Here is a 20,636-nt window from a genome sequence, read left to right as displayed (position 1 = left end):
GTAGCGCTAGCGCTAGGGGCCTTCCCCAAACGAGCTTCAGTTGCCTCTACATTCTTGGAACTGGTAAACGGAACTCCTTAGCGGAATGTCCGCAGGAACGGGCTCAGCGCCGCAGCATAACCATTCTGGTATCCGGCGAGGTTGGGGTGGAACGGGTAGACGCTGTCTCCTATGTTGTTCAGCCACGGCGAAGCGGAAGGAACTCCATGGCCGTTGAACAGATAAGCCACTGGAACAAAAGCTGTCCGGTTTGAGAGGGCGCTGACGGCTAATATGCCGTTGAGTAGGTCAGCGGCTGCGTTGAGTACTTTTGTTCCGCTGATTTGAGTGGGAGTGAAGCCCAAAGCGGCCATGTTCTGCGGTTCAAAGAGCCGCGGATAACCCACATACAGGACCTTTGCCCCTGGGGCCTTGGCCTTGATTGCCTTGAGCATGGAGGCCACCGACTTCGGCAGATTTCTCATGAGGTAGATCGAATTGGCTACTGCTGCTTTGCAGAGTGCCACGGTTGAGGTGGGTGCCAGGCAAGCTCCGATGGCGGTTGTCCACCCGATGTCGTTGCCGCCTGCTGTCAGCGTGATCAGTGTGGTGCTGGGTGAGAGCTGGGGGACCTCCAAGGTCCGGACCTGCTCCGTGCTGAACCCGGCACAGGCAATATTGGTGACTTGGGTGCCCATGGCTGCGGCAACCCAGGTGCCGTAACCGTTGGCGCTTTGACCGCAGTACCCCTCGCCGCCTCCGCCTGATCCGGCCGAGTAGGAATCGCCCATCACGGTGTAACTAATGGTGACGGGAGCGGTGCGTGTTTGGGCCATGGCCGGTGCTCCGGCGATGCCTGCAATCATCCCGATGGACAGGAGCGAAACAGCGCCTGCCCGGGCAGCAAATCCCTTAAGCTTATGTATTCCCATGCCCTGAAGATACGCCGCTGAACCGTGCGGGGATAGACTTGCTGGCACGTGCTTTTTTGTGGCCGGCGCCTGCGTGCCGGCTTAAATAACGACATGCAAAAACGGGTGCGCCCGCAGCATTTTGCAGCTGAGACGCACCCGAAAAGCCCTTAGGCGCCTGGCTCCTTAGGCGTCGGCGGCCTGAGCCCGGAGCGCGCGCACCACGGTATCCCGGCTTTCCGTCAGCAAGCGGCGCAGGGCCGGAACATCCGGACTCAACGCGTCAAGGAAAGCATCCGTGGCGTCCAGCGTTGCTTGCGATACCAGCTGCGACGGGTACAGTCCTGTGATCATCGACGATGCCGTCTCGTATGACTTGGATTCCCACAGATCCTGGATAGCCGCGAAGTACTTAGCCACATAAGGCTCAAGCAGGGATGTGTCCCACACCTTCGTGAACCCATCGATCGCCGCGCGCTGCACAGCGTTGGCACGCTCGCCACGGACGACGACGGACTCCCAGGTCCCAGCCTTCCCCTCGGCTGTGGGGATGGCTGCGTGGGCGGTCGCTGCCGCGAGTTGACCGTTCTGGGTATTGTCCAGCGCCAAGGCAGCCTCAATAACGGATGCATCGGCACGGCCACCGGCGGCCAAGGAGATGAGGAACTCCCAGCGCATGTCGGTGTCCAGCGCCAACTCATCCAGCTGCACTTCACCGTCCAGCAGCGCCTGCACCACATCTAGTTGAGCCGGTGACTGCGCGTGGCCAGCGAAGGCCTTCACAAACTGCAACTGCGCATCCGAACCAGCCTCGGAGCTCTGTGCCAGTTCCCACAGGGAATCGGCGGCAGCAATGGCTGTGGCCTTCTGGTGCTCGGGGGCAACGTAGAAGCTCAACGCCGTGGCCAGCTGACGCAGCAGCACCATGATGACTGTCGAATCAGTCTCGTAAGCAATCGTGGCCAGCACAAAGTCCACATAGTCGCGGGCAGGGGTTTCACCATCACGCGCCGCATCCCACACCGACGCCGAGACCAACGTGCGCGGCAGCGATTCCTTAAAGTCCTGCACATGAGCCTTGGCGGTGGCCAGTGACTGCGGATCAAGGCGGATCTTCGCGTACGCCAGATCATCGTCGTTGAGCAGGATCAGAGCCGGACGCGCCATACCCACCAGTTCCGGAACGGACGTCGAAGCCCCGTCAATATCCAACTCCACGCGGTGGGTACGGACCAGCTTGCCGGCATCGTCCCCGGAAGTAGCCAGATCGTAGAAGCCGATGGCTGCACGGTGCGGGCGCAACGTCGGGTGCTGGTCAACAGCGGACTGGGCGATCGAGAATGAGGTAATCACGCCGTCGTCGCTCACCTCGATGACGGGCTTAAACGTGTTCACACCGGCAGTTTCGAGCCACTTCTCTGTCCACACGGAGAGGTCGCGACCGCTGGCAGCTTCCAGCTCCACCATGAGATCGGGCAGCTCGGTGTTTCCCCAGGCGTGCTTGGCGAAGTAGGCGCGGACGCCGGCCATGAACTCTTCCTGGCCCACCCAGGCCACCAGCTGGCGCAGCACGGAGGCGCCCTTGGCGTAGGTGATGCCGTCAAAGTTGACCAACACATCCTCAAGATCGTTGATCTCAGCCTTGATGGGGTGCGTGGAGGAGAGTTGGTCCTGACGGTACGCCCAGCTCTTTTCCAGCGAGGAGAACGTGGTCCAGGCGTCCACATACTGGGTGTTTTCCGCGGCGGCCAGAGTGGACATGAACTCGGCGAAGGACTCGTTGAGCCACAGGTCATTCCACCAGCGCATGGTGACGAGGTCGCCGAACCACATGTGCGCGAGCTCGTGCAAGATGGTGATGGCGCGGCGTTCCACCATGGCGTCGGTGACCTTGGAGCGGAACACGTAGCTCTCCAGGAACGTCACGGCACCAGCGTTTTCCATGGCCCCGGCGTTGAATTCGGGGACGAACAGCTGATCGTACTTAGGGAACGGGTACGGCACGCCGAACTGCTTCTCAAAGAACTCAAAGCCCTGGCGGGTTAGCTCAAAGACGTTCTCGGCGTCCATGAATTCCATGAGCGACTTGCGGGCGAACACGCCCAGCGGCACGATCCGCCCATTCGAGCTGGTCAGCTCGCCGCGCACGCACTCGTAAGGGCCGGCAATCAGCGCGGTGATGTAACTGGACATTTTCAGCGTCGGCTCGAAATGCCAGACGGACGTGCCCTCACCGGCAGCTTCCGGGGTAGGGGTGGGGGAGTTGGAAATGACGTCCCAATGCGACGGGGCAGTGATGTGGAAGGTGAACTCGGCCTTCTGATCGGGCTGCTCGAACACGGCGAACATGCGGCGGGAATCCGGTACCTCAAATTGGCTGTACAGGTACACCTCGCCGTCCACGGGATCCACAAAACGGTGCAGGCCTTCGCCAGTGTTCATGAACAGCGCGTCGGTTTTGACGGTCAGTTCATTCTCGGCGGCGAGCTTGGGCAGCTGGATGCGTACGCCGTCGGACACCTCTGCTGGATCCAGTTCAACCCCGTTCAGGGTCACCTGGTGCACGGCGTGGGTCACTGCATCAATGAACGACGACGAGCCCTCCTTCGCGCTGAACCTCACCGTGGTGGTGGAGGCGAAGGTGGATTCGGAGGTGGTCAGGTCAAGGGTGACGTCATAGCTGTTAACGGTCAGGGAAGATGAGCGCTCAATGGCTTCTGCGCGGGTGAGATTCATGCCAGGCAAGGTAGTGCCTTCCGTTGTGTCAGGTGGGTGGCCGGCCTGAAGGGTGATCAGGATGGCTTCTGTGGCTGCAACCGGACGGAACGGCAGTGTTCCGACAGCGGTGTGCAGTGATTGTTCCACGGTACTCCGCACCGGGCGGGAACTGAATTTGTCCGGCCGGTGCGGATGGGACAGGGTTGGAGCAGAGAATTGTTGTGCGGTGCGAAAGAAAAGAGTTTTTGGTGGGGGAGCAAGCACGCAGTGCCGATGCGGAACGGATCTACAACAAGCGGTGGCTTATCGCCCTAATTGTGGGCCCGCTGCTGCTGGGGGTGTTGGCCGCGGCCTGGATACTGACGGTGGCCGACAGATTGCCGGCAGAGTTGGCGTCCCACTGGAACGGCAGGAACGAGGTGGACGGCTGGATGTCCGTGGCCGGGGCCGCCTGGATGGCCGTGGCCATGGGTGCATTGGGCGCCCTCATTGCGCCAATGGGCATCCTGTTCCGGGCACAGTCCTTGCTGTTTGCCCGGATTGGTGTGGGCTTTGGGTTGGCGTTTGGGGTGGGCATGGTGGCCCTTTCCGTGGCGATGGTTGCCGGTCAGATTGATCTTGTAGACACGTCCCAAGCGGATCTTTCCGGCCCCGTCATGGCTGCGGGCGTGGGGCTGGCGTTCGTGGTGGGCCTGGTGGGAATGTTTTTATATAAACCGGACGAAGTGGACCGGACCCAGAGTTCGGAGGTCATTGCCACCAACGAGGCCGCCGCCTCGGACAGGAGCCCGGTGGTGCAGGCCGGCGTGTCGCGGGCCGCACGCAATGAAACTATGCGGATCAGGGTTTCCATGGGCAAGTTGGCCTGGCTGTTGAGCTTGGGCCTTGGTGGGATCGTCGCCGTCAGCACCTACTTCATCTTCCCGGTCCTTGGACTGCTTGGGCTGGTGGTTGCTGCGATCACGTGGGTGTTCTGCAGTGGCACCATGGTCATCGGCCCGGAGGGGCATAAGGTGCTGGCAGGCGGATTCTGGAAGGTCATGCCGCTGGAGTGGAAGGAAGTCCGGGGCGCCTCAGTGGAAGACATCACGGCTATGGATTACGGCGGGTGGGGCTACCGGATGAACGGCGGGAGCATTGGTTTCATCATGGGCAGCGGCCCGGCCCTCATCATGGAGGCGGGATTCCACCAGAAGTTCGTGGTGTCCATGCCGGATGTGGCAACGGCGGGCGAGGCTGCGGCCTTGGTCAACGCTTATGTTCACAGCGGGAAAGTGAAAAGCTAAGACCATGACCTCCGATGGTAGGAATGAGCTTAGGAACGAACGGCATGTCGATGCCCGTGCGATGCGCTTTGCCCTGGTCTTCCCGTTACTGCTGGCTATAGGACTCATTGCCGGCGGGCTCATGATGACTGCCAAGCTTCCCGGTGGCGCTGTGCTGCCGTGGGGCGGGGACCCAGTTTCCATGCCCGTATTCCTTGCTGTGGGTGCCGCCGTAATTCTGCTTGTCGGGGCCGGTCTTGGCAGTTTTGGGGCACGCACTAAGCTGCCTCGCACCCTGCGCCGCATCCTTCTGGGCGTGGCGATGGCCTTGCAATTGGCCGCCTGCACGTTGTTTGCCGCGGCACTGTTGGGCCAAGCTGGCGAAGGTTCACTGCCTTCCGTTCGCGTTGACGGTTACGTGCTGCTCATGGGTTGTGGTCTGGCGGCCGCGATGGGTGTGGTGTTGGCCTTGACCTTCAAACCGGACGAGCAATGGACCTCAGCGGATGATCAGGCCCTCGCCGCCCTGCTCGATGCCGAGATGGACCCCACGGCTGTGAACGACCAAATGGCGTACTTCATCCATCCCCGCGGCTCGGTCATCATGATGATCCTGCTGGCGGCGATCCTCCCCGGATCCCTGTTGACGTTGCTGTCCCCGTGGATCCTGCTGGGCCTGGGTGTGGCGGCACTGCTGGTCATCGCCATGCTCTGCGCCACGGTTCAGGTGGACCGCCGGGCGCTGGTCGTGAAGATCCTGGGACTTGTTCCTGTCCTGGTGGCACCCTGCGAAGGCGTGGACGCGGCCGTGTCCTTGGACATTGTGGCCGGTGACTATGGCGGGGTTGGCCTGCGCAAGCACAGCGGGTCTGCAACCTTCCTCGCCCGCTCAGGTGCCGCCGTCGTGCTTCGAATGAACGACGGCGGGAAGGTTGTGGTGGGTGCCCCCAACCTCGATGCGGCTGATGAGCTCTCGGAGATACTCAACCGCCGGGCCGGGAAAACGCCGCAGCAACGCTGAGGTCGCCGGCTCGGCAGGAAGGACGGCAGGGAAACGGCGCGGCGGTAGGTAGGCTTGACGGAGCACAATCACCTCGAACCTAAGGAATTCTCATGCGCGTTCACATCGCAACCGACCACGCCGGCATGGAGCTCAGCGCCCACCTCATCACCGCCTTGGCCGCCAAGGGCTACGACATGGTTGACCACGGACCGCAGGCCTACGACGCAGAAGACGATTACCCCTCTTTCTGCATCAACGCGGCCCTTGCCGTTGTGGCGGACCAGAAAGCAGGCGTTGACGCGCTGGGCATCGTGCTGGGCGGTTCGGGCAACGGTGAGCAGATCGCAGCCAACAAGGTCAAGGGGGTGCGTGCTGCATTGGCGTGGAACCTGTCCACCGCACGGCTGGCTCGCGAGCACAACGACGCCAATGTGGTAGCCGTCGGCGGCCGCCAGCACAGCGTTGAAGAGGCCACGGAAATCATCGAAGCATTCCTGGCCGAGCCCTTCAGCGACGCCGAACGCCACGTGCGCCGCATCGGCAAGATCGCCACGTACGAGACCACCGGCGACGTCGTCGAGTAAATAGTCGAGTGAATCGTCAACGAGTAAATAATTGGCGTCAGTTGTGAGTAGATGCACGGTGCTGGCTCCGGGGCGCTCGGTGTCCGGGGCAGCATCCGCTAGTGGTTGGCAGCTCTCTGGCAGTGGGCGCAATGCCTGAGGGCCATTCCGTCCACCGTTTGGCACGGCAGTTCAATGACGTCTTTGGTGGTGCCGCACTGGCTGTTTCCAGTCCGCAAGGAAAGTTTGCTGCGGGCGCGTTGTTAGTTGATGGCCAAGTGCTGCAGCGGGCCGAAGCGCACGGGAAGCAAATGTTCCTGTACTTCTCTCATGATCTGGTGATGCGCGTTCATCTTGGCCTCTATGGGGCATGGGATTTTGGTGGCGACTCCACGTTCACGGGGGCGTCCAGCATCGGTGCACCCCGGCGAATCGGAGAGCAGGAAATTTCCGGCACCGATGGCTCCGGCACAGATGGCTTCATGCTCAGCGGGGAAGCTCCCGGCGGGCGTGAGGAATACCAGGGCCCGCCAGAACCCAAGGGCGCTGTACGGGTACGCCTCTTGTCCGATCACGGCTGGGCTGATCTTCGCGGGCCCACGGCTTGCGAGGTCATCACCCCCGATGAATCGGAAGTGGTACGGCGCCGGCTGGGACCGGATCCGCTGAACAATCTGCCCGGCGACGCACAAGAGTTTGCCATCCGGATCCGTAAGAGTTCCACCGCCATTGCCTTACAGCTGATGAAACAGGAAGTGCTGGCTGGGGTAGGCAATGTCTACCGGGCCGAGGTGCTGTTCCGGCTAGGCCTTGACCCGATGCTGCCAGGCAAGAGCCTGGGCACCGATGAGGCCCAGACGCTGTGGGAGGACATTGCCCGCATCATGGCAGATGGTGTCCGCGATGGGCGCATCATCACCACCGAACTCAGTGACCGCCCCGCAGGCGTGGGCTTGGAAGTGGGCCACGGGCTGCGTGAATCCAGCGTGCCCGCAACTACCGACGCGGGAACCAACGCGCGCACCAACAAACACGTGCCGGTGGAGGACGCCCACTATGTGTATAAACGCGAAGGGCGGCCCTGCCGGCACTGCGGCACCGACATCGCGTTGAAGGAGCTCGGTGGCCGGAAACTATATTGGTGTCCGAGCTGTCAAAAGAGTTAGCCGGTGAACAATGCTGCCGCTCCCGCATGTTGCCGTGGGATAGAGCTGCGGCAAATATGCGGGAGCGGCGGCAATTTTGGGCTCGGATTCGCCCGATTTGCAGGACCGGCAAAGTGATTGATAGTGTTACGGAGTTGTTGCGGCGAAAGCCCACAGCAGGCCCAGAATATGGGGGCGTAGCTTAATGGTAAAGCCTCAGTCTTCCAAACTGATTACGCGGGTTCGATTCCCGTCGCCCCCTCCATATTGAAGATTCCCCGGTCACTTGACCGGGGAATTTTTGCATTCCGCGCCACTTCCGTGCCACAGCTTGGAACCACAGCTAAAAAGCCAAAGGGCCGCGGATTCCCCGGATGACGGCAGAAGCGTCCCCGCGGTGGAGATCGAAGCGCAAGGAAACGCATCCGGCGTCGTGCGTGACGGTGTGCCAAGGTGCGGATAGACGTGCGGATAGAAGGCCGGGAAATACACGGAATTCCACGGCAAGTTGCGCCGATTGTGCATCTGGGAACTTTTGCCCGTAGACTGTTGCGGGCACTACGGGGCGTAGCGTAGTGGCTAGCGCGCCTGCTTTGGGAGCAGGAGACCGCAGGTTCGAGTCCTGTCGCCCCGACTTCAGCATTATCCGGTTCACGTTTGGTCAGTGGCTGCCCATGTGCTGGGCCTAATTATCCATCAACAGACCATCAGGAGTACCACGCTGTGAAGAGCGCTGTCGAAAACCTCACACCCACTCGTGTAAAGCTCGATGTTGAGGTTTCCTTTGAGGAATTGAAGCCCAGCATCAAAGAGGCTTACAAGACGATTGGTACGCAGGTCCAGGTGCCTGGTTTCCGTAAGGGCAAAGTCCCGAACACGTTGATCGACCAGCGCGTTGGCCGTGGCTACGTTTTGGAAACGGCCATCAACTCCGGTCTCAACGGCTGGTACCAGGAAGCTGTCATCGAGAACAAGCTCGTTCCGTTGAGCCGCCCCGAGGTTGAAATCACCGAGGTCCCGGATCCCACAGGCACCGATGGTGTTGTCAAGTTCCATGTTGAACTAGACATCCGCCCCGAGATTGAACTGCCGAACTACGAAGGCATCGAAGTTGAGGTAGCCGCTGTTGAGGCTGCTGAGGAAGATACCGAGAAGGCTCTCGACGATCTGCGCGCCCGCTTTGGCACGCTGAAGACTGAGGACCGCCCGGCCGCCGATGGTGATTTCCTCACCATTAACATCGCTGCCAAGATCGACGACGTCGAGGTTGATTCAGCAACTGACCTTTCCTACCAGATCGGCGCAGGCAACATGCTTGACGGCCTGGACGAGGCTGCAACCGGACTTTCCGCTGGTGAAGAAGCAATCTTTACCACCAAGCTGGCCGGTGGCGAGCACGCTGGTGAAGAAGCGCAGGTCACCCTCAAGGTCACCTCCGTGAAGGTTCGCGAACTGCCTGAGGCAAACGACGACTTCGCTCAGCTGGCTTCGGAGTTCGACACCATTGCCGAACTGAAGGAAGACCTGGCCAAGCAGGCTGCCGAGTCCAAGACCGTTGAGCAGGGTGTTGAAGCCCGCGACAAGGTTCTTGAAGCACTCATCGGCCTGGTCGAGGTTCCCGTTCCGGACTCCGTGGTTGAAGAGCAGCTCGAGCAGCACTTCCGCCCCGAGAACTCACACGGTGAAGACCACGACACCGAAGAGCACCGCGCTGAGGTCAAGGAAAACACCGAGAAGGCCTTCCGCAACGAGATCATCCTCGATGCCATCGCTGAGAAGGAAGAAATCAGCGTCAGCCAGGCTGAACTGATCGACTACATCGTGTCCTCCGCCAGCCAGTACGGCATGGAACCGAACCAGTTCGCTCAGATGCTGGATTCCTCCGGCCAGGTCAACATGATAGTTGGCGAAGTTCGCCGCCGCAAGGCACTCGCCGCTGTTTTGGGCAAGGCCACCGTGACCGACTCTGAAGGTGCCGCAGTGGACTTGACCGACTTCGTTTCAGTTGCATCCGAGGAAGAGGAAGTTACTTCCGAAGACGAGGTCATCGAGCCGACAGCTGTCACTGATCCGGGCGAAGTCCGCATCTAAGGCGTTCCCTTACGGGTTTCAAGATCTACAAGCCGTTGCCGGCTCCTTCTGGGAGCCGGCAACGGCTTTTTTGTGCCCCACAACAAGGCTGCCGGTGGGTGCATTTATTCCCCTACGCGCAGGGCGAACGGTGATCGTGCGCCGACAGCGAACAGCGTCCAGATGGGCCACAAACCCGGTGCGAAAAGGGCTACTGTCCAAGTAGTGAACATTAGTGATGGACCCGCTGGGCACGCCCGGCAGGCCACACGAAGGAGAGGTAAACCACCATGGCACAGCACACCACCCCCACGATGGCCAGCGCGGACCCGTCCGGATCGGACCAGTACATCTACAACCGCCTGCTGAAGGAACGCATCATTTGGCTGGGCTCGGAAGTTCGTGATGACAACGCGAACTTGATCTGCTCGCAGCTGCTGCTGCTCTCGGCTGAGGACCCTGAGAAGGACATCTACCTTTACATCAACTCACCCGGTGGATCGGTCACAGCCGGCATGGCCATCTATGACACCATGGAGTTCATCCCGAACGACGTCGTCACCGTCGCCACAGGGCTGGCCGCCTCGATGGGACAGTTCCTGCTCTCCTCGGGCACCAAGGGTAAGCGCTACGCGACACCTAACGCACGCATCCTCATGCACCAGCCTTCCGGCGGAATTGGTGGAACGGCGTCGGACATCAAGATCCAGGCCGAGCTGATCTTGCACATGAAGAAGGTCATGGCTGAACTGACGGCTGAGCAGACCGGTCAGACTGTCGAGAAGATCTTGGTCGATAACGACCGTGACAAGTGGTTCACGGCTGAGGAAGCCCTCGAATACGGCTTCTTCGACAAGATCTCCCGCCACGCAGGAACCGTTGCCGGTGGCGGCGGAACCCACGCCAAGTAAGCAAGCCAAAGAACAGATTTCAGGAGCAAGAAGACATGACATATAACTTTGGCAGCACAGCGTTTGGCAAAACTGCCGGCAACCTGCCCACCAGCCGTTACGTACTCCCTCAGTTCGAGGAGCGCACACCGTACGGCTTCAAGCGCCAGGATCCGTACACCAAGCTCTTCGAAGACCGCATCATCTTCCTCGGTGTTCAGGTTGATGACGCCTCGGCCGATGACGTCATGGCCCAGCTGCTTGTGCTGGAAGCCGACGACACCGACCGCGACATCACCTTGTACATCAACTCTCCCGGCGGATCGTTCACGGCCATGACGGCTATTTACGACACGATGCAGTTCATTCGCCCCGAGATTCAGACTGTCTGCCTGGGCCAGGCTGCTTCCGCAGCAGCTGTGCTCTTGGCAGCCGGTGCTCCGGGCAAGCGTCTGGCCCTGCCGAACGCCCGCGTTTTGATCCACCAGCCGGCACTCTCCGGCGGCCAGGGTGGCCAGGCTTCTGACCTGGAAATCCAGGCCAATGAGGTCATGCGTATGCGTGAGTGGTTGGAGAACACCCTCGCCGACCTTTCCGGCCGCACACCGGAGCAGGTCAGCAATGACATTGAGCGCGATAACATCCTCACCGCCGCTCAGGCCAAGGAATACGGTCTGATCGATGAAGTGCTGGCACCGCGCAAGATGAAGCCGGTAGCGATCACCCGCTAGGCAATCTGAAGTACCTGCCGGAACAAGGGAATTAATCCCTTGTTCCGGCGTTTGCTTTCCACCCAATGTCAGTACCTTGGCTTAGAGTGGATGGTAATTCGAAGGACGTTTCCGGCACCTGCTGTGGAATGAAGAAGTAGTAGAGGTAACACCGCTACCAGCGGGTTATTCGTGGAAGGACACGCCAATGGCCAGGATGGGCGAAAGCACCGATCTGCTGAAGTGTTCCTTCTGTGGAAAGAGTCAGAAACAAGTCCGCAAACTCATTGCCGGACCCGGTGTCTACATCTGTGATGAGTGCATTGAACTGTGCAACGAGATCATCGATGAGGAACTCTCTGAGGTCGCGGATCTAGACGCTTTTGAACTGCCCAAGCCGCGGGAAATCTTCGACTTCCTGCAGGAATACGTCATTGGCCAGGAGCCCGCCAAGCGCTCATTGGCTGTTGCCGTCTACAACCACTACAAGCGCATCCAGTCCGGGCATGCCGTTAAGAGCACCACCATTTCCGGCGGCGTCCACGACGAGGTGGAAATCGCAAAGTCCAACATCTTGCTCGTTGGCCCCACCGGTTGTGGCAAGACCTACTTGGCGCAGACGCTTGCCCGTCGCCTAAATGTCCCGTTCGCCGTGGCAGACGCCACCGCCTTAACCGAGGCCGGCTATGTGGGCGAGGACGTGGAAAACATTCTGCTCAAGCTCATCCAGGCCGCAGACTTTGACATTAAAAAGGCCGAGCAGGGCATCATTTACATTGACGAGATTGATAAGATCTCGCGCAAGTCTGAGAATCCCTCCATTACCCGTGACGTGTCCGGTGAGGGCGTGCAGCAGGCGCTGCTGAAGATCCTGGAAGGAACCGTAGCATCGGTGCCGCCGCAGGGTGGGCGCAAGCATCCGCATCAGGAATTCATTCAGATTGACACCACCAATGTGCTCTTCATTGTGGCTGGCGCGTTTGCCGGCCTGGAAGAAATCATCGGCTCCCGCGCGGGCAAGAAGGGCATCGGCTTCGGGGCCCCGCTCAGTGCCCTGAAGAAGAACGAGGCTAGCTACGCCGATGTCATGCCGGAGGACCTGCTGAAGTTTGGGCTCATCCCCGAGTTCATTGGCCGCCTGCCCGTCATCACCACTGTCACCCAGCTGGACCGCACGGCCTTGATCCAGATCCTCACCGAGCCGAAGAACGCTCTGGTGAAGCAGTACCAAAAGATGTTCACGCTCGACGGCGTTGAGCTTGAGTTTGATGATGAGGCGCTGACGGCAATTGCCGAGCTTGCCCTGGACCGGGGGACCGGTGCCCGAGGCCTGCGCGCCATCTTGGAAGAAGTGCTCCAGCCCGTCATGTTTGATCTGCCCAGCCGTGAAGATATCGCCACCGTAGTGATCACGGCAGAGGTAGTGGCTAAGCAGGCCGAGCCCACCTTGATCCCCCACGAGGTCGTGGCCAATCGCAGGAACAAGTCAGCGTAACTGCAGCTGCCAGCTGTCCTGCCCGGAATAGTTTTTAGCCTGGCTCCGTTGGAAATAATGAAGGGCTTTGGCCCACTCAGTTGCTGTAATCCATGCTCTACCAAGGAGATTTTTACGTGTCTGAAAGCACTTTGACTGCACCCGAAACGGCTGATTTCTGGTTTGACCCCACCTGCCCCTTTGCCTGGGTTACCTCGCGATGGATCGGTGAAGTGGAGCAGGTCCGCAACATCACTGTCAACTGGCATGTCATGAGCCTGTCAGTGCTCAATGAGAATAATGCGGATATTCCGGAGGATTACCGAAAGCGCATGGCAAAGGCTTGGGGCCCGGTCCGTGTCATCATTGCTGCCGTCCAAGAGCACGGTGAGAAAGTCATCAAACCCTTGTATGACGCCATGGGCACGCAGATCCACAACAACGGAAACAAGGACATTGCCGACGTCATCGCCAAGTCCTTGGCCGAAACAGGTCTGCCGGCAGAACTGGCAGCTGCCGCAAACACCGACGCCTATGACGTTGCCTTGCGGGCCAGCCACAGCGAAGGCATCTCCAAGGTTGGCCAGGATGTCGGTACACCGATCGTAGCCTTCGACGGCACAGCCTTCTTTGGCCCTGTGATCACCCGAATCCCGCGCGGCGAGGACGCCGGTAAGCTCTGGGACGCCACAGTGTCACTGGCCAGCTTCCCGTACTTCTTCGAGATCAAGCGCAGCCGCACCGAAGACCCGCAGTTCGGCTAAACACCTGTCAAGTGGACATGGCTTTTTGGGCCCCGTCCGTTGCCTGGCTAGCTCGCAACTTATACGCCTGAGGGCAGGTGGAAAAGTTTCTCAAAAAACTTCTCCACCTGCCCTTGCCTGTGTCCTGGCACAGGCGCATACTTGTTCTTACCCAATCCGCCAAGGAAAGGGCTGGTAGAAACTAAAAAAATTCAGTGACTGAACCTATGATCATTGAGCACTGCTTCGGCGGGACGCTCGTAAAGGTTCGTTAGCACCGGTGACGCGGTGACTGTCCTGAAAATCGTTAGCATCCACCAGACCGCGTTCGTCACATGCGGCATGAAAGTCGAAGCCCCACCGACGGCAATAAGCCGATGGGGCTTCCCCTTTGCCCAAAGGTAGAAGCAGCAGTTCACCTAGTCTTCACCGTGCTGTTCCTGCAACGGCCCGTGGTGGCAACCTCAACCCGTCACGGTTAAAACGTGAAGATTGCCATCATAGCTGAGTCATTCTTGCCGGAAATGAACGGGGTCACCCATTCACTCCTGAAAATCCTCCAATACTTGGACGCGCGCGGTGACGACGTCCTGGTCATTGCCCCATCGAGCACGCAAGCAGTACCCGCGGTGGTTGAAGGCGCAAGGGTCAGGCGACTGCCCGCTGTCCCGCTGGCCGGGTACCCAAACATTCGTGTAGCCCTAGGCGGGGTGCGCCGGATCAAGACCCTTCTGGCAGAGTTCGAACCGGACGTGGTCCATCTAGCTTCTCCCTTTGTGCTCGGCTGGAGGGCCGTCCGAGCCGCTGCTGCCCTGGGGATCCCGACCGTAGCGATCTACCAAACCGATGTGCCCGGATATGCCGGCAAATACGGTCTTCCCTACCTGGAAAACTGGGCGTGGCAGCGCGTGGAACGCATCCACACCACGGCGACCACAACACTGGCACCATCCACGGATTCCGTGCACAAGCTGCGCGGCCACGGGATTCCGCGGGTGGAACTGTGGCGCCGAGGTGTGGACACCGATCGTTTCCACCCCGACAAGCGCAGTATTGCCTTCCGAAACAAGGTCGCCCCCAACAGCACCAAGATTATTGGTTACGTGGGCCGGCTCGCGTTGGAGAAGCAGGTGCAGGACCTGTCCGTGCTGGCCGATATCCCCGATACCACCGTTGTCATCGTCGGGGAAGGCCCGCAGCGGGCAGCGCTGGAAGCGGCCCTGCCGCGGGCTCACTTCACCGGTTTTCTTGGCGGCGAGGACCTCGCGAGCGCCATGGCCTCCTTCGATCTCTTTGTGCACCCGGGCGAGTTGGAGACCTTCTGTCAGACCATTCAGGAAGCCATGGCGTCGGGGGTCCCCGTGGTCGCAACGGGTCGTGGTGGGCCCGTCGATTTGGTCGACTCGTCCCACACGGGCTGGCTCTACACACCGGGGAACTTGAACGAGTTGCGCGAGTACGCCCTAGACCTCATGGGTGATGATGCCAAACGCGCAGCATTTAGCGCAGCCGCCTTCGCTCAAGTGCAGGGTCGCAGCTGGTCCGTTGTGGTGGATCAACTCATGGAACATTACCGTCACGCCATAGCCGCGGGTGCTGCTGTGCCCGCCGAACTCAGAGGAACAAAATGAAGGTTTCAGTCATTGGTGCCGGCTACCTGGGCACCGTTCACGCCGCCACATTGGCCGCCATGGGGCACGAGGTTATCGGGCTAGACACCGATGCTGCCAGGATCGCCCAGCTGGCCGCGGGCATCACCCCGTTCCATGAACCCGGTCTGGAAAAGCTTCTGCAAGAAGGGCACGACGGCGGCCGCCTCACCTTCACCACGGACCCGGCACAGGTGGCTGAAGCTCATGTGCACTTCCTGTGCGTGGGCACACCCCAGTCCAAGACAGGAAACGAAAGTGATCTGAGCTTCCTGATGGCAGCAGTGTCATCACTGATTCCGTATCTGCGCCCCGACGCAGTGGTCGTGGGGAAATCGACTGTACCCGTTGGAACCGCGGCCAGGATCCAAGAGATGCTCGTTGGCACGGAGGCAGTGCTGGCATGGAACCCCGAGTTCCTGCGTCAGGGTAGCGCCGTCCAAGACTCCCTGATCCCGGACCGGATTGTCTACGGCGCCCAAGATGGGACCGCTGGGGCCCAAGGGGCTGCCGCCCTAGACGCCGTCTACGCTCCGCTGCTGGCACGCGGTACACCGCGCATCATCACCAACTTCGCCACAGCGGAACTGATCAAAGTATCCGCCAACGCGTTCTTGGCTTTGAAGCTTTCCTACATCAACGCAGTGGGTGAGTTTTGCGAAGAGGCTGGGGCCGACGTCGTGCAATTAGCGCAGGCTCTGGGGCATGATGAACGCATAGGTGGCAGATATTTTCAGGCCGGTGTGGGCTTTGGTGGCGGCTGCCTGCCCAAGGATTTGCGCTCCTTCCGCGCCCAGGCACAAGCGCACGGTGTGGAATCGCTCGATGAGATGTTTTCTCTCGTTGATGGCGTGAATGCCGATGCGCGGTATCGCGTGGCCGAAACCGGTGTGCGTTTGTTGGGTGGTTCGGTCAAGGGACGGGCCATCACTGTTCTGGGCGCCTCCTTCAAGCCGCACACCGATGACATTCGGGATTCCCCTGCACTGGATGTGGCCTCCCAGCTGGCAAACCAAGGGGCCAGGGTAACCGTGACTGATCCGCAGGCAGTGGAAACTGCGTGGCTCCAATACCCGCAGCTGACGTTTGAAAGCGACCTTGAGAGGGCCTTGGCAGGCGCCGAATTGGTTCTGCTCTTGACTCCCTGGCCCGAGTTCCTCGCCCTCGACCCGGCCAACACGGCTGCCCTTGTGCAGCGACCCGTCATGCTGGATGGTCGCAATGCCTTGGATGGTGCGCAGTGGCGCGACGCCGGATGGGACTACCACGGTGTGGGCCGGGCCACGGAGGCAAGCGGGGCCGTTTCAGCCCGGACGCCGCGGCCGCAGGCAGCGCTCTAGGAGCCGTGGAGAACAGCATCCCGGGCAGATATGTCGCGTTGGGGGACTCCTTCACGGAAGGGGTCGGCGATAGCAATAGGCACCTGCCCAATGGGGTCAAGGGTTGGGCAGATCGCGTGGCAGAGGCGCTTGCCCACGATACGCCTGGCTGGGAGTACGCGAACCTAGCTATCCGCAGCAAACGGCTACGCCACATTGTCGCCGAGCAGATCGAAGCAGCAATCGCCATGGAGCCGACGCTGATTACGCTGTATGCCGGTGGCAATGACGTCATGGACGTGGGCACCTCGATCACTCAGATCCTGGAGCACTACGAATTTTTGGTGTCACAGTTGGCCGGATCCGGGGCCACCCTGTTGCTCTTCACCGGCTACGACGTGGAAGTCTCCCCGCTGCTGACCCCGCTCCGTCGAAAGAACCACGCCTACAACGCGGGCATCAAGGAGATCGCGGCAAAGTATGGGGCCACCGTGGTGGATTATGCCGCGTTGGACGCCTACGCAAACCCGCGCATGTGGTGCTCGGACCGGCTCCACATGTCTAAACGTGGGCACAAGTACCTGGCCGCCCATGTGCTGGAGATCTTGGAAGTCTCACATTCGATCATGCTCAAGGAGAAAAAGCTCCCACCCACGCCCACATGGAAACAGCGCGGTCACGGGCATTATCTGTGGGTCAGAGAGTGGGTGGTACCCCTGATCGGTCGAAAAATTCGGGGCACCACCTTGGGCGATTCGCTTGCGCCGCGGTGGCCTCAGCCCGTCCGCGTCCCGCCCAAGAAAGGCCTCAAGAAGTTGGCCCAGAAGGTCAACCACTGATGCAAAAAGGAACGCTGCACCACCAAAAAGTGATGCAGCGTTCCTGATCGCGGCTGAGCCTGATTCCGGCTGAGCCTGGTCCGGCGCTATTGCTTAAGCCTGGACGGGCTCCTCAGCGGGCGCCAGTACGACGTCGGACACGGTCAGTTCGCCCTCACCCACGGCAACCGTGAGTTCCAGCGCATTGGCGGCGGCCCTGAGGTCGCCCAAACCGGCCCTCAACTGAGCTGCCTCAACTTCGCTAGCTGTCACAGTCGCGGCGAGCACCTGAGTGCGCTGCTTGACCTTGGCCTCGGACTTGGCCTTACGGATCCCGCTCAAAGCATCCCCGACCGTCGCGAGCAAGGAGGTGTCGCCGTCGTCCACGCCAACAGCGGCGGGCCACGGTGCGCGGTGCACCGAACCCGTACGCCACCAGCCCCACACTTCCTCCGTTGCGAAGGGCAGGAAGGGTGCGAACAAGCGCAGCAGCGAATCAAGGGTGGTGGCCAGGGCGGCCAGCACCGAAGCCTGACCCTCTTCGCCGGAGGCACCGTAGGCGCGATCCTTGATCAGCTCAACGTAGTCGTCGGTGAAGTGCCAGAAGAAACTCTCGGTGATCTGCAAAGCACGGGCGTAATCGTACTTTTCAAACGCAGCCGTAGATGCAACAACAACCTCGGAGAGCTGGGCCAGCAGGCCACGGTCCAGCGGATTGGTGAGCACAGCGGTGTCGGCTGCGAGCACATTGGCTTCCGTGGCGCCCAAGTTCAGCACGAACTTGGAGGCGTTGAGCAGCTTGATGGCCAGACGACGGCCAATCTTCATCTGCGCAATCTCGTACGCCGTGTCGGCACCAAGCTTGGCGGAGGCTGCCCAGTAGCGGACGGCGTCGGCGCCAAAGTCGTTGAGCACATCGGTGGGGACCACCACGTTGCCCTTGGACTTGGACATCTTCTTGCGGTCCGGGTCAAGGATCCAACCGGAGATCGCGGCGTGCTTCCACGGTGCGCTGCCCTGCAGAGCGTCGGCGCGCACTGCGGAGGAGAACAGCCAGGTGCGGATGATGTCGTGGCCCTGGGGACGCAAATCGAACGGGTAGACCTTGGAAAACAGGTCCTCATCAACGCCCCAGCCGCCAACAATCTGCGGTGTCAGCGAGGAGGTGGCCCAGGTGTCCAGTACATCGGCGTCGCCTACGAAACCGCCGGCAACATTGCGCTGATCCTCGGTGTATCCGGGAGCAACATCTGCTGCGGGGTCAACCGGCAGCATCTCGGTGCTGGGCAGGATCGGGTGATCGTAATCCGGGTTAGCGTCGGCATCCAACGGGTACCAGACGGGAACCGGCACGCCGAAGAAGCGCTGGCGTGAAACCAGCCAGTCACCGTTCAAGCCGGAGATCCAGTTGTCATAGCGCGAACGCATGAACGCGGGGTGGAATTCAATTTCCTTGCCGCGGTTGATCAGGCGTTCACGGCGGTCCTCGTCGCGGCCACCGTTGCGGATGTACCACTGGCGGGAGGAGACAATCTCCAAGGGCTTGTCACCCTTTTCAAAGAAGTTCACGGGGTGCATGATCTTCTTGGCTTCGCCATCCATCAGCTCGGCCTCGCCCAGCATCGCAATGACGCTTTCCTTGGCGCTGAAAACGGTCTTGCCGGCGATGGCTGCGTAGTTGGCGCGGCCTTCCTCGGTGGTGATCCACTCAGGAATTTCACCCAGGATACGACCGTCACGGCCCACAATGGCGCGGGTGGGCAGCTGCAATTCACGCCACCAGATAACGTCGGTCAAGTCACCGAAGGTGCAGACCATGGCAATGCCGGAGCCCTTGTCAGCCTTGGCGAGGGCGTGCGGACGGACCTCAACCTCAACACCGAACAAAGGCGAGGTGACCTTCTTACCGAACAGCGGCTTGTAGCGCTCATCATCCGGGTTAGCCACCAGCGCCGAGCACGCTGCCAGCAGTTCCGGACGCGTGGTCTCAATGTAAATCTTGGTGCCGTCTTCGGCGAAGAACGGGTAGCGGTAGTACGCGCCCGGCATTTCACGGTCTTCCAGCTCTGCCTGCGCAACAGCCGTGCGGAAGGTGACATCCCACAGGGTGGGCGCTTCAGCCATGTAGGCGTCGCCGGCGTTCAGGTTCTCCAGGAAGCCGCGCTGGGAAACTGCCCGTGAATGATCATCGATGGTGCGGTACGTCAGCGCCCAGTCAACAGAGAGGCCCAAGGTCTGGAAGAGGTGCTCGAAAACCTTCTCGTCCTCAACAGCCAGCTCTTCACACAGTTCAATGAAGTTCTTGCGGGAAATGACATCCCAGTCGCGCTGGTTCTTGGCCGGCGTGGCCGGGGGACGGTAGCCCTCAACATAGGAGAACTTCGGATCGCAACGCACACCGTAGAAGTTCTGCACACGGCGCTCGGTGGGCAGACCGTTGTCATCCCAACCCATGGGGTAGAAGACGTTCTTGCCGTTCATACGCTGGAAGCGAGCCAGCACATCGGTCTGTGTGTAGGAGAACATGTGACCCACATGCAAGGAGCCCGACGCCGTCGGCGGGGGAGTGTCAATCGAGTACACCTGCTCCCGTGTGGTCTCACGGTCAAACTTGTAGGTGCCCTCTGCCAGCCAGCGCTTGGTCAGAGACTCTTCCAGTCCCTCCAAAACGGGCTTGTCGGGAACGTTGCTTGTGGTGGGTGCGGGCGTGTCTGTGCCCGGAATGTTTTCAGCCATGGAGCAATTCTTTCATGAGTTGCCATGGAACCCAGATTCGTCCCTTAATGGGCAGGTGATGATTCCTCTTCAAGCAAGCACCCTGTGGCAGGCGGCCGCGCTGGAATATGCCCAGATTCAGCCTGAACCAGAGAGCACCGAGTACGCCGCGCACACCCTGCTTCTGGGCGGTCGGCTCGCCGTGTTTCGCCAAGCCAAGACCACGCCCACCAAGCTGGGCCAGTTTGTCACGCTGTGGCAGCGTTCCTTGGAAGGGCCTATCCGCCCCTTTGACACGGACGACGGCGTTGAACTGTTCATCATCCACGCCGGCCTGGGCACGGGGCTGGGCCAGTTCGTGTTCCCCCTTGCCGTTTTGGCTCGCCACGGGGTGGTGTCAATTGATGGCAAGGGAGGCAAACGCGCCATGCGGGTTTATCCGCCAGAGGTAGTGACCACCAGCGCGCAGGCTCAGCGGACCCAGAAATGGCAGTGCGAGTACTTTCTGCCGATGGATGCGCCCGCGGCCCGGGTGTTGGAGCTGTACGCGGCCTGATTGGGCGTGCCCGCCTGAATGACTTCACACATACGCAGAACTGGTTGCTACTGGTGCGTCTAGATGCTCATACGCACCAGTAACAACGAGTGGTGCGTATGTGTTCAG

Annotated in this window: 16 protein-coding genes and 2 tRNA genes; 15 read left to right on the top strand and 3 right to left on the bottom strand. The window is 60.5% G+C overall.

Going from position 1 to position 20,636, the window contains the following annotated elements:
- Positions 1-77 precede the first annotated feature (77 nt).
- Both AB0P14_RS07955 and pepN read right to left on the bottom strand, forming a co-directional pair.
- Positions 78-911 carry an SGNH/GDSL hydrolase family protein gene (locus AB0P14_RS07955; protein WP_363840113.1) on the bottom strand — a complete coding sequence of 278 codons (834 nt, stop codon included), beginning with the start codon at positions 909-911 and terminating at the stop codon, positions 78-80.
- A 165-nt stretch (positions 912-1,076) separates the two neighbouring features.
- Positions 1,077-3,626: an aminopeptidase N gene (gene pepN, locus AB0P14_RS07950; RefSeq protein WP_363840458.1), complete on the bottom strand. Its 2,550-nt coding sequence runs from the start codon at positions 3,624-3,626 to the stop codon at positions 1,077-1,079.
- A gap of 230 nt (positions 3,627-3,856) precedes the next feature.
- Between pepN and AB0P14_RS07945 the strand changes: the two genes are divergently transcribed.
- The 14 genes from AB0P14_RS07945 to AB0P14_RS07880 all read left to right on the top strand — a co-directional run bounded on the left by AB0P14_RS07945 (position 3,857) and on the right by AB0P14_RS07880 (position 17,278).
- On the top strand, positions 3,857-4,894 hold the full coding sequence (locus AB0P14_RS07945; RefSeq protein ID WP_363840110.1) for a DUF1648 domain-containing protein: 1,038 nt from the start codon (positions 3,857-3,859) through the stop codon (positions 4,892-4,894).
- Positions 4,895-4,898: 4 nt separating this feature from the next.
- A complete protein-coding gene (locus AB0P14_RS07940) occupies positions 4,899-5,894 on the top strand; it encodes a hypothetical protein (protein ID WP_363840107.1) in 996 nt (331 codons plus the stop codon).
- A 92-nt stretch (positions 5,895-5,986) separates the two neighbouring features.
- The gene (locus tag AB0P14_RS07935) at positions 5,987-6,460 is read left to right on the top strand and encodes a ribose-5-phosphate isomerase (RefSeq protein ID WP_363840104.1); all 474 of its coding nucleotides are present in this window, start codon (positions 5,987-5,989) and stop codon (positions 6,458-6,460) included.
- 131 nt (positions 6,461-6,591) lie between these two features.
- Positions 6,592-7,605: a DNA-formamidopyrimidine glycosylase family protein gene (locus tag AB0P14_RS07930; protein ID WP_363840455.1), complete on the top strand. Its 1,014-nt coding sequence runs from the start codon at positions 6,592-6,594 to the stop codon at positions 7,603-7,605.
- Positions 7,606-7,775: 170 nt separating this feature from the next.
- Positions 7,776-7,849: transfer RNA gene (locus AB0P14_RS07925), tRNA-Gly, on the top strand.
- A gap of 296 nt (positions 7,850-8,145) precedes the next feature.
- A tRNA-Pro gene (locus AB0P14_RS07920) sits at positions 8,146-8,218 on the top strand.
- Between the two features lie 89 nt (positions 8,219-8,307).
- Entirely contained in the window at positions 8,308-9,675 is a 1,368-nt protein-coding gene (gene tig / locus AB0P14_RS07915) for a trigger factor (RefSeq protein WP_363840101.1), read from the top strand.
- 269 nt (positions 9,676-9,944) lie between these two features.
- The gene (locus AB0P14_RS07910) at positions 9,945-10,565 is read left to right on the top strand and encodes an ATP-dependent Clp protease proteolytic subunit (RefSeq protein ID WP_363840098.1); all 621 of its coding nucleotides are present in this window, start codon (positions 9,945-9,947) and stop codon (positions 10,563-10,565) included.
- Positions 10,566-10,600: 35 nt separating this feature from the next.
- Positions 10,601-11,275 carry an ATP-dependent Clp protease proteolytic subunit gene (locus tag AB0P14_RS07905; RefSeq protein ID WP_363840095.1) on the top strand — a complete coding sequence of 225 codons (675 nt, stop codon included), beginning with the start codon at positions 10,601-10,603 and terminating at the stop codon, positions 11,273-11,275.
- 187 nt (positions 11,276-11,462) lie between these two features.
- Positions 11,463-12,749 carry an ATP-dependent Clp protease ATP-binding subunit ClpX gene (gene clpX / locus AB0P14_RS07900; protein ID WP_363840092.1) on the top strand — a complete coding sequence of 429 codons (1,287 nt, stop codon included), beginning with the start codon at positions 11,463-11,465 and terminating at the stop codon, positions 12,747-12,749.
- 116 nt (positions 12,750-12,865) lie between these two features.
- On the top strand, positions 12,866-13,492 hold the full coding sequence (locus tag AB0P14_RS07895) for a DsbA family protein (RefSeq protein WP_363840089.1): 627 nt from the start codon (positions 12,866-12,868) through the stop codon (positions 13,490-13,492).
- A 464-nt stretch (positions 13,493-13,956) separates the two neighbouring features.
- Positions 13,957-15,102, top strand: a complete 1,146-nt coding sequence (locus tag AB0P14_RS07890; protein WP_363840086.1) for a glycosyltransferase family 1 protein — start codon at positions 13,957-13,959, stop codon at positions 15,100-15,102.
- On the top strand, positions 15,099-16,460 hold the full coding sequence (locus tag AB0P14_RS07885; RefSeq protein ID WP_363840085.1) for a UDP-glucose/GDP-mannose dehydrogenase family protein: 1,362 nt from the start codon (positions 15,099-15,101) through the stop codon (positions 16,458-16,460). Before AB0P14_RS07890 ends, AB0P14_RS07885 begins: the two co-directional genes overlap by 4 nt.
- Positions 16,461-16,465: 5 nt before the next feature.
- Complete coding sequence (locus AB0P14_RS07880) at positions 16,466-17,278, top strand: SGNH/GDSL hydrolase family protein (protein ID WP_363840082.1); 813 nt, start codon at positions 16,466-16,468, stop codon at positions 17,276-17,278.
- Positions 17,279-17,371: 93 nt separating this feature from the next.
- On the opposite strand, the gene valS is transcribed toward AB0P14_RS07880, so the two are convergent.
- Positions 17,372-19,993, bottom strand: a complete 2,622-nt coding sequence (gene valS, locus AB0P14_RS07875; RefSeq protein WP_363840079.1) for a valine--tRNA ligase — start codon at positions 19,991-19,993, stop codon at positions 17,372-17,374.
- 58 nt (positions 19,994-20,051) lie between these two features.
- Here valS and AB0P14_RS07870 point away from each other — a divergent pair, with 58 nt between their 5' ends.
- Entirely contained in the window at positions 20,052-20,528 is a 477-nt protein-coding gene (locus AB0P14_RS07870; RefSeq protein WP_363840076.1) for a MepB family protein, read from the top strand.
- The last annotated feature ends 108 nt before the right edge of the window (positions 20,529-20,636 follow it).

This window comes from Specibacter sp. NPDC078709, from assembly GCF_040686795.1.
GTDB lineage: Bacteria > Actinomycetota > Actinomycetes > Actinomycetales > Micrococcaceae > Specibacter.
The sequence above is the reverse complement of the archived record's forward strand: the minus strand, read 5'-3'. Positions and strand labels throughout refer to the sequence as shown.

What these genes read in the sequence shown, in the direction of transcription:
- AB0P14_RS07955 (WP_363840113.1), bottom strand. Translation starts at nt 911, where the DNA reads ATGGGAATACATAAGCTTAAGGGATTTGCTGCCCGGGCAGGCGCTGTT.
- pepN (WP_363840458.1), bottom strand. Translation starts at nt 3,626, where the DNA reads ATGAATCTCACCCGCGCAGAAGCCATTGAGCGCTCATCTTCCCTGACC.
- AB0P14_RS07940 (WP_363840107.1), top strand. Translation starts at nt 4,899, where the DNA reads ATGACCTCCGATGGTAGGAATGAGCTTAGGAACGAACGGCATGTCGAT.
- AB0P14_RS07935 (WP_363840104.1), top strand. Translation starts at nt 5,987, where the DNA reads ATGCGCGTTCACATCGCAACCGACCACGCCGGCATGGAGCTCAGCGCC.
- AB0P14_RS07930 (WP_363840455.1), top strand. Translation starts at nt 6,592, where the DNA reads ATGCCTGAGGGCCATTCCGTCCACCGTTTGGCACGGCAGTTCAATGAC.
- AB0P14_RS07910 (WP_363840098.1), top strand. Translation starts at nt 9,945, where the DNA reads ATGGCACAGCACACCACCCCCACGATGGCCAGCGCGGACCCGTCCGGA.
- AB0P14_RS07905 (WP_363840095.1), top strand. Translation starts at nt 10,601, where the DNA reads ATGACATATAACTTTGGCAGCACAGCGTTTGGCAAAACTGCCGGCAAC.
- clpX (WP_363840092.1), top strand. Translation starts at nt 11,463, where the DNA reads ATGGCCAGGATGGGCGAAAGCACCGATCTGCTGAAGTGTTCCTTCTGT.
- AB0P14_RS07885 (WP_363840085.1), top strand. Translation starts at nt 15,099, where the DNA reads ATGAAGGTTTCAGTCATTGGTGCCGGCTACCTGGGCACCGTTCACGCC.
- valS (WP_363840079.1), bottom strand. Translation starts at nt 19,993, where the DNA reads ATGGCTGAAAACATTCCGGGCACAGACACGCCCGCACCCACCACAAGC.
- AB0P14_RS07870 (WP_363840076.1), top strand. Translation starts at nt 20,052, where the DNA reads ATGATTCCTCTTCAAGCAAGCACCCTGTGGCAGGCGGCCGCGCTGGAA.